Annotated in this window: 2 protein-coding genes; both read left to right on the forward strand. The window is 50.2% G+C overall.

The genetic code is table 11. The annotated features are described in order from the left end of the window. Positions 1-273 (forward strand): RNA-guided endonuclease InsQ/TnpB family protein (locus Q394_RS22210; RefSeq protein WP_156946901.1); only part of this gene is annotated, 273 nt, incomplete at its 5' end. Between the two features lie 118 nt (positions 274-391). Further along, entirely contained in the window at positions 392-1015 is a 624-nt protein-coding gene (locus tag Q394_RS0118300) for an NAD(P)H-dependent oxidoreductase (protein ID WP_028490523.1), read from the forward strand. The last annotated feature ends 448 nt before the right edge of the window (positions 1016-1463 follow it).

A 1463-nucleotide genomic window follows, 5' to 3' on the forward strand; every position in this document is an offset into this window, starting at 1 on the left:
CGCCAGCTTGCGTACAAAGCTGGCTGGTACGGGAGGACATACGTTGAGATAGGGAGATTCTTCCCGTCCACTAAACGCTGTTCCTGCTGTGGGTTCGTGAAAGAAAACATGCCGCTGGACGTGCGATCGTGGGAGTGCCCCGAATGCGGCACAACCCACGACCGTGACGTGAATGCAGCACGTAACATTTTAGCCGCCGGGCTGGCGGTGTTAGCCTTTGGAGAGAATGTTAGTGGCGATGGCATTTCGGTGTCGTCGTCCTGTTCTCGGTGAATTAGGAATCCCCCGGCTTTAGCCGTGGGGAGTAGTCAATATGTGTTTTTCCTTGTGTAATGCGGTGGCTATACTGTAGCGCATTTACCGAGCCGTTTTAAGTTAAGGAGTTTTAACGATGTCCTCTTTCATGCAAGCAATGAATTTCCGCCATGCCTGTAAAAAGTTTGATCCGGCGCGGCAGATCCCAGCCGATGCATTCCAGCAGATTCTGGAATTCGGGCGGTTGTCGCCATCGTCTTTTGGTATGGAACACTGGCATTTTGTGGTGGTACAAACCCCGGCGTTGCGTGAGAAATTGCGCGAAGCTTGCTGGAACCAACCGCAGATTACCGAAAGCAGCCATGCGGTGGTGATTTTGGCGAAAACCGCCGCTGTGGAGCCGGGCAGTGAATATGTGCAGCGTTTGTTCGGGCGACGTGGTTTGCCAGCCGAGGCGGAACAGGCATATCTGGCACGTTACGCTGCGCACAATGACAGCGAAATCAAGCCGTATATCAATACCTTCGCGTGGAGTTCCAAGCAGTGCTATCTGGCGTTGGCGAACATGATGACGGGCGCTGCCAGCATGGGGATTGATTCCTGCCCGATTGAAGGTTTCTCGAAATCGGGTGTGGAAACATTGCTGGGTATTGATACCAGCCAGTACGGCGTCGCGGTGGTGGTGACCTTTGGCTACCGTGCTGGGGAACAGACACCCAAGCTGCGCCAGCCGTTGGCGGATATGGTGGAATACCGCTAAACACACAATTATTATGATTAATCGGATGCGGGTTGTCCCCTTTCATCACGCTAATCCTTTAATCATAAGAATCAAGGTTCAGACAATTAAATCAGGGCGGCAAACAGGCGGTGCTTCTTTTTCGGGGATTGTCTGAACTGTGATTCATAGGATGACTGTGATTAATCGGATGCGGGTTGTCCTCTTTAATCACACTAATCCTTTAATCATGGAAATCAAGGTTCAGACAATTAAATCAGGGCGGTATCAAGTTCAACTGCGCCCGTCTTAATCCCTTTTAAATCAGGGCGGTATTCAAACGCAAGCGCATACGAAGACCTATATTCCCGTGATCTGTCTTAATCCCTTTTAAATCAGGGCGGTCTTCAGAGAATTAGATATACATTATTGCGAGGAACAAATTAGTCTTAATCCATTTTAAATCAGGGCGGTCTTCAGAGAGGAATGG

It is taken from the genome of Thiothrix lacustris DSM 21227 (genome assembly GCF_000621325.1).
GTDB classification, from domain to species: Bacteria; Pseudomonadota; Gammaproteobacteria; order Thiotrichales; family Thiotrichaceae; genus Thiothrix; species Thiothrix lacustris.